General features: G+C 44.5%; 9 protein-coding genes and 1 other annotated feature. Of the genes, 5 read left to right on the top strand and 4 right to left on the bottom strand.

Annotated elements, in window-relative coordinates; translation table 11 throughout:
* On the bottom strand, positions 1 to 145 hold a 145-nt coding region (locus HY877_00250; GenBank protein MBI5298719.1), incomplete at its 3' end, for a hypothetical protein.
* A gap of 30 nt (positions 146 to 175) precedes the next feature.
* On the opposite strand from HY877_00250, the gene HY877_00245 reads away from it, so the two are divergent.
* The 4 genes from HY877_00245 (at position 176) to HY877_00230 (ending at position 3,239) form a co-directional block, all read left to right on the top strand.
* Positions 176 to 847: a TPM domain-containing protein gene (locus HY877_00245; GenBank protein ID MBI5298718.1), complete on the top strand. Its 672-nt coding sequence runs from the start codon at positions 176 to 178 to the stop codon at positions 845 to 847.
* Between the two features lie 182 nt (positions 848 to 1,029).
* The gene (locus HY877_00240; protein MBI5298717.1) at positions 1,030 to 1,737 is read left to right on the top strand and encodes a hypothetical protein; all 708 of its coding nucleotides are present in this window, start codon (positions 1,030 to 1,032) and stop codon (positions 1,735 to 1,737) included.
* Positions 1,734 to 2,291 (top strand): LemA family protein, encoded by a 558-nt coding sequence (locus HY877_00235; protein MBI5298716.1) that lies wholly within the window; start codon positions 1,734 to 1,736, stop codon positions 2,289 to 2,291. Before HY877_00240 ends, HY877_00235 begins: the two co-directional genes overlap by 4 nt.
* Before the next feature lie 6 nt (positions 2,292 to 2,297).
* Positions 2,298 to 3,239, top strand: coding sequence for a hypothetical protein (locus HY877_00230; GenBank protein MBI5298715.1), 942 nt, complete (start codon positions 2,298 to 2,300; stop codon positions 3,237 to 3,239).
* Positions 2,734 to 2,790, bottom strand: a sequence feature (possible 16S ribosomal RNA but 16S or 23S rRNA prediction is too short). (Overlaps the previous gene by 57 nt.)
* A gap of 27 nt (positions 3,240 to 3,266) precedes the next feature.
* On the opposite strand, the gene HY877_00225 is transcribed toward HY877_00230, so the two are convergent.
* Complete coding sequence (locus tag HY877_00225; GenBank protein ID MBI5298714.1) at positions 3,267 to 4,433, bottom strand: ATP-binding protein; 1,167 nt, start codon at positions 4,431 to 4,433, stop codon at positions 3,267 to 3,269.
* Between the two features lie 36 nt (positions 4,434 to 4,469).
* Positions 4,470 to 5,018, bottom strand: coding sequence for a nicotinate-nicotinamide nucleotide adenylyltransferase (locus HY877_00220; protein ID MBI5298713.1), 549 nt, complete (start codon positions 5,016 to 5,018; stop codon positions 4,470 to 4,472).
* 35 nt (positions 5,019 to 5,053) lie between these two features.
* On the opposite strand from HY877_00220, the gene HY877_00215 reads away from it, so the two are divergent.
* Positions 5,054 to 5,830, top strand: a complete 777-nt coding sequence (locus HY877_00215; protein ID MBI5298712.1) for an NAD(+)/NADH kinase — start codon at positions 5,054 to 5,056, stop codon at positions 5,828 to 5,830.
* Here the strand turns inward: HY877_00215 and HY877_00210 are convergent.
* Positions 5,787 to 6,456, bottom strand: a 670-nt coding sequence (locus HY877_00210; GenBank protein ID MBI5298711.1) for a DNA recombination protein RmuC, incomplete at its 5' end; no start/stop codon positions are given. The two genes, HY877_00215 and HY877_00210, sit on opposite strands and share 44 nt — an antisense overlap.

Below are 6,456 nucleotides of genomic sequence, written 5' to 3'. Positions count from 1 at the left end.
TGGCTTGCCACGGACCCGTTGTTGTTTGTGCGGCGGCAGTAGGTGCAGGTGGTGTCATTTTTTTCTCCTCTTTCCCTTTGCATTGGATGGATAAAGTCGCTATCAGAAGTGTCGTCAAAAAAATATGCGTTTTTTTAAATCTCATTTCCTCCCCCTTTTTATTTATTTTTGCTTTTTGATATTTAATTTTTGTCTTCCCAGCGTCAGCTGGGCCTTACCTTCTCCCCAAGGCTATGTCAACGACTTTGCCTCTGTTTTAAGTCCCGAAATGCTTTCCGCTCTGGAAGAGGAATCGGGAAAATTCAAACAAGTGAGCGGCATTGAACTGGCAGTTGTCACAGTTCCTTCATTGGAAGGAATGACCGTGGAAGATTATGCGGTCAAACTTTTTGAAAATTGGAAAATTGGGCAGAAGGGAAAAGATAATGGTCTTTTGTTTTTGGTGGCCCCCACAGAACGCAAAGCACGCATTGAAGTAGGCTACGGCCTCGAAGAAATTCTTAATGATGCCAAAGCCACGCGCCTCTTGCGCGACTATTTCGTTCCGTACGCAAAAGAAGGAAAAATAAATGTCGGCATCGCAAAAACCGTGGTGGCTATTTATAAAACTTTTGAAGGAGAAGGACGCCCCGACGCGCATAAAAAGAAATCAAAACAAAATCCGTTCGTCACCTTTTTAATTGTTATCGTGCTTATTTATTTAGGCCTTCGTCATCCGTGGTTGCTGTTTTTCTTTCTATCCGGTTCGAGCCGTTCCAGCGGATCCGGCGGATTTGGGGGCGGCGGTGGTTTTGGAGGGTTTGGCGGAGGCTCTTCCGGTGGCGGAGGGGGCTCCAGCAGTTGGTAAACAAAGGACCATGGACAAGGGAATGACCATGGACAATGGACAAGGGACAATGGACAAGGGACAATGGACAAGGGACAATGGACAAGGGACAATGGACCAGAAACTAGAAAAGCAGTTGGTCCATTGTCCACGGTCCACGGTCTATGGTCCATCGTCCATGGTCCTTCCTATGGAGGCAATATATGATGACACCAAAAGACCTGATCCCAACGTTTGAAGAGCGCTTTGCCGAAAATCTGGAGTCCGTCATTCTTTACGGCTCTGCGGCTGGAAAAAGTTTCATTGAAAAATATTCAAACTACAATCTTCTCGTCCTTATCAAAACTGAAATGGAAACGAATCTTCTGGCGGGCGATAAAAAAATCAGGCAGTGGCTTAAAAAAAATCCACCCCCCCTCATTTGGGATCTCAATTTTTTCAACAATTCTATCGACGTCTTCCCGCTCGAATTTCTTGAGCTTCAGAAACACCATCGTATTTTATTCGGAAAACCCCTTCCCTCTTTTGAAGTAGAACTTAAAAATTTAAGACATCAGGTAGAAATGGAACTCCGCGGAAAATATCTGCAGATCAAGCACCACCCTTCCTATCTTTTGGGTGAATCCAGAGAGTGCATCCAATTTTTAATGAAAACTCTCCCTTCCATACTGACACTTTTTAAGGGTGTTCTTTATCTGTCCAAAAAAGAACCCGAAGAAAATTGGAAGCGAAGAATTGAACGACTTGCATTCCTCGTCAATTTTCATCCGGAGGTCTTTTTGAATTTAGTCACGATTCGGGAAGACAAACTTCCCCTGCCCCGCAAAGCGGAAGTTTGGGAAATAGTGGAAGCCTTCTTGACAGAACTGCGTAGTATCATTAAATGCGTAAACAATTTGGAGGCACTATGAAAAAAATTCTATGGATTGTTTTAGCCGTTGTTGTTCTTTTTGTGGGAGTTGGTGTGGGGAAATATAATCAACTGGTTAAATTAAACCAGACCGTTCAGGAATCATGGTCTCAGGTGGAAAACGTTTTGCAGAGACGCTTTGATCTCATTCCCAATCTTGTTGAAACTGTCAAAGGCTATGCGGCCCACGAACAAAAAGTTTTTATCGATGTGACCGAGGCCAGAGCTAAAGTAGGTGGTGCCACAACTATCCCGGATAAAATCGCGGCCAATGAGCAATTAACCGGCGCTTTAAGTCGTCTGCTTGTCGTTGCTGAAAATTATCCACAGTTAAAAGCCAATGAAAATTTTCTGGCCCTGCAAGACGAATTGGCCGGAACGGAAAATCGCATCGCGGTCGAGAGACGTCGCTTCAACGAACAAGTTGCCTTCTACAACACCTTTGCCCAACAATTCCCAAACAATATTGTTGTGGCTTTCACGAGCTTCCCAAAACAACAAATCTTTTTCAAAGCGGAAGATGGTGCAAAACAAGCACCGAAGGTTAAGTTTTAAGGATATATGAAAAAATCTTTTTTGGTTGTTTTGCTTGGTCTGTGTTTTTCACTAACCACCGCTTTTGCCCAAACGGCGCAAAAGTGTCCCGCGACCATCGTCATCTCCTCTTCGAATAAAACAAATCTTCCGGCGGGCGATTTTGACGATATTGTGCGAAAGGCTTTTGAAAATACTTTCAAGAAAAAATGGGGTGACCAAATCCAACTCGTCGCGCAAAACGGCGATTTTTTGCTGAAGGTCCATCTGACGCCCAAGGCAGAAACAACGCTTCTTTCAACTTCTCTCACGGATAACCGGACCGGACAGAGTCTGGGGAGCGTCGATAAAATCTATACCCTTGCCGATTTCAAACCTGCGTTCAAAGCGGATCTGATGACGACCTTTGAAAAATTCAGCGCGTCCTTAACCCCCAAAATTCATTGCGCAACGACGCCCGTTTCAGGCGCTGATTTGTGCCTTGTTTTCACGGCCGACGCGACAACCGCCATACGAGATCCCGAAACCGGATTAAAATTTGACTACAACTATGCCAACGCGGGAGAAGTCCCACTTTCTTTGGACAAAGCATCGGGCACCATTTCCGGAAAAGGAACCATGCGTCCGAAAACTTCGGTGAATCTCGATGTTTCGAAAATGCCGGCCAGCGGGCGCGGCATGGCTCCAGAAAAGGCCGTTCCCGTAACCGTTTCCGGAAAGCTAATAGGGGAAACGGCAAAGTTACACGTGGAAGGCAGTCAGCCGGCGTCGTTTCCGTTTCATTCGCAACTTGAGGGACAACCCGTACCGGACGTCCAATACACCAGTTTTCAATTTATATTGGATATTGATATTCCCTTTCACAGTGGAGGGCGCAAAAAGGAATCAAAGATAACCAAGCCAATCCCGGGCTATGACATCACCAACACCGTCCTCTACGATTTCATCCTCAAACCCTGCGGGAGGTAAATTTTTGGGATGATTGAAAACTGGAGACTAATTGCGTCTGAGCCACTCTTTAAAGAACACATCATATATTACATAAACGCCTTCTTCTTTTTCTATCAGTCCTTTAAGCACAAGTGACTCCAAAGATTTTCTAAAGGAGTCTGCCGTTGTTATTCCAACCCGCTTCATAAACAAATTCGAAAATGGGGCCTCGTCGAATCTCAAATCAGCAATGGCTTTCAATGCTATTTTCTGATTTCTTGAAAGCAGAGACATTACGTTTTGGAAAGAAGAACCTTCGATAGTCACTATCCTGTCAATAACGGTTTTTACAACGGAACTCGTCACCGCGGTTTTTCCTTCTTTGGCGGCGTCCCATAAATGAAAACATAGCTGTTGCGTGTAATAGGGGTGTGTGTGGGTGAACGCAACAATCTCGGAAAGCACATCACCCGAAGCCTTTATACCGGTCTTCTCCATTTTTTTGCCTATAAATTCCACAATCTCATCTTGAGGCATGGGAGGCACGGGAAAATGAATCACGCTCTTGTAAAATGGCCTAGAGGGATCTGAAAACATCTCCATAAGAAGGTGGCGTTTACTGCCCGCAAAAACATAGGAGATATTTTTTTGGGATTGGATTTTGGATCGCAAAATTTTTTCAAGACGGTCATCTGGAAATTCGCCAATTTGTTGAAACTCATCAAAGACAACAAGCCCTTTTTTGCCTGATGAAAGGACGTATCTGGATATTCCATCAATGAGCTCATCAGCCAGCTCCCCGGGTTTCCTCGAAGAATCAAAGCCAAACTCGAACCCGGCATTCCCAAGCGGGTCAAGCGTGAGTTTGGGAACAAACGACCTGAGCAAAGTCGTAAGTAGTTTAAGGGCCTTTTGGGCGGGAGAACGAAAACTTTTCGCAAGGGCAGATGCCACAATCTGATTAAAATCCTCCTCCTTTATCGCGGGGTAGAGATCAGCGTAGATAACTACGAATTTGTTCTTTGGGAGCCGTTTAATCCCCTCTTTAATGAGAGAGGTCTTACCCCAACGTCGTGGGGAATACAGAAGAACTTTGTTTGAGGAAGAAACGTAATCAACAAATTGCGCCAGTTCCTTCTGCCGGTTGCAAAAATCATCTCCGGATACTTCCTGGCCATATAGAAACGGATTGGTCACGCAAGCAGAGTAGCAAAAGAGGAAAACCTCCGTCAAGAAAATTATAAGTTTGTTATTATAAGAATATTATAATTAACAATACAACCCCTGCTCACGGATATAATGAAGTGCCTTTGAAGGGATGGCGTTTCCCGTGTCTCTGTTCTGTTCCAAACACCGGCGTATCGCCGTGGCGCTAACATCGGGTATAGGTGAATTGGGACCGCGCGGGATAACTAGCCGTGCGATTTTTTTCTTAAGTGCTTCTGCGTCTTTCCAAGTTGCCGATTCTTTTTCCGCATCTTCCCCTACAATCAAAACAAAATCGATGTCCGGAAATTTTTTCTGAAGGTGTTCCACCGTGCGCAACGTAAAACTTTTTCCTCCCAGTTTTTTTTCGACATCTTTTATCATCACCTTATTTCCAAATTCTTCAAAGGCTAGTTCACACATCTTGAAACGGTGCTCAAAAGAAACGAGGTCTTTGTCGAACGGATGTTCAAAACAAGGGATCACCCAAATTTGATCCAATTTATTTTCTTTCAAAAGGTGACGGGCAATACCGGTATGTCCAATATGAGGAGGATTAAAAGATCCGCCCAGAAGCCCCACTTTTTTTCGATGCGTCGCTTTTGATGACATCTTGCATTTTTCCTTTCTCTGAATATAAGAAGACTATGCCACTTAAGAACATTGTTGTCGTTGCAAAATTTCAGAAGGATCACACCCATCAGGTTACAAGAAACAAAGTCCTAAAAGTTCTCGAATCCTTTTCTCTAAAATACAAAATAATAAACCGCAATCGCCTCAATAAAAAAATCAAGGCCGATCTTGTCGTTTCAATCGGAGGCGATGGTACGGCACTTGCTGTCTCGCATTTTTTGGATCGTGTTCCCCTGCTTGCTGTCAACTCGTCTCCAAAAATTAGCACGGGTTTTTTCTGTCTCGCAACCTCCGAAACATTTTCAAAACACCTCAAAGAAATTATATCGAGAAAAAGAAAATATCGGGAAATCCCGCGAATGGAAGTACGTATCAACGGTAAACGGCTTCCCTATCTTGCTTTGAACGAAATCCTGTTTGCTTCCCGCCTTCAAGGCGACACCGCCAGATATTACCTGCGCGCGGGCTCCTCTGAGGAATTTCAAAAAAGTTCTGGCGTTTGGGTCGCTACGGGCGCCGGGTCCACAGCCGCCATCTACTCCGCCGGTGGAAAAAAGGCATCCCTTTTTTCCAGAGGAATCCAATATCTTGTGCGGGAGCCCTTTCGTTATTCCAAAACCCGCTACCGTTTTCTGAATGGATTTTTAAGTCCGGGAAAAAAACTGACACTGATCTCCGAAATGGATCAGGGAATGATTTTTATTGATGGAGCCAAACTCCATTACCGCGTCCCACACCATGCCAAGGTCACTGTTCAAGGAGCGGCAAAACCTCTTCGGATTTATCTTTGATCTCCGCGCTGGTTTCCGTGGTGGGCAAAATTTCCAATGTGGAGAGTTTGTCTTCCAATCGCACCAGACGCTTGTCCGATTTTTCAAAACTGCTGAGTGAATCGCTCAAATGTTTTCCCAATCTGGAGAAATCAACGCGAAAACTCGTCAATTCTTTTCTGAGCCTCGCCAACTCCGTGACAATTTCGCCCACCCTTTTTTCCACCTGCATGCCTCTCAACCCCAGTAAGATCGTCTGCAAATAGGCGTAGAATGTGTTCGGGGAGACCGGAATGACTTTTTTCTTCATCGCGTGATACAAAATGGAAGTATTTTCTCCGCCTGCCAGATCGCGCGTAATGATTTCGTAATAAACATTTTCAGCGGGAATATACATTAGGGCGAATTCAAAAGTTCCTTCGGCCGGTAAAATATATTTGGAGGCAATGTCATCAACATGTTTTTTGACATCGTTGATAAAAAGTTTTCGGAGAATCTTTTTTTCTTCATCCGTTGTTGCCGCCACAAAGCGTTGAAAATTTTCCAGCGGAAATTTGGCATCCACGGAAACTAAACCTTGCGCCGTCTTGATAATCGCATCCACCCTCTCCCCGTTTCGAAAGGTGTATTGAATCTGAAAATTGTCC

This window comes from Deltaproteobacteria bacterium, assembly GCA_016213065.1.
In the GTDB taxonomy this organism is placed as follows: domain Bacteria; phylum UBA10199; class UBA10199; order SPLOWO2-01-44-7; family SPLOWO2-01-44-7; genus JACRBV01.
This window is presented reverse-complemented; position numbering and strand designations above follow the sequence as displayed.

Coding starts and splice junctions, on each gene's coding strand:
- HY877_00215 (MBI5298712.1), top strand. CDS start 5,054: ATGCCACTTAAGAACATTGTTGTCGTTGCAAAATTTCAGAAGGATCAC.
- HY877_00220 (MBI5298713.1), bottom strand. CDS start 5,018: ATGTCATCAAAAGCGACGCATCGAAAAAAAGTGGGGCTTCTGGGCGGA.
- HY877_00235 (MBI5298716.1), top strand. CDS start 1,734: ATGAAAAAAATTCTATGGATTGTTTTAGCCGTTGTTGTTCTTTTTGTG.
- HY877_00240 (MBI5298717.1), top strand. CDS start 1,030: ATGATGACACCAAAAGACCTGATCCCAACGTTTGAAGAGCGCTTTGCC.
- HY877_00230 (MBI5298715.1), top strand. CDS start 2,298: ATGAAAAAATCTTTTTTGGTTGTTTTGCTTGGTCTGTGTTTTTCACTA.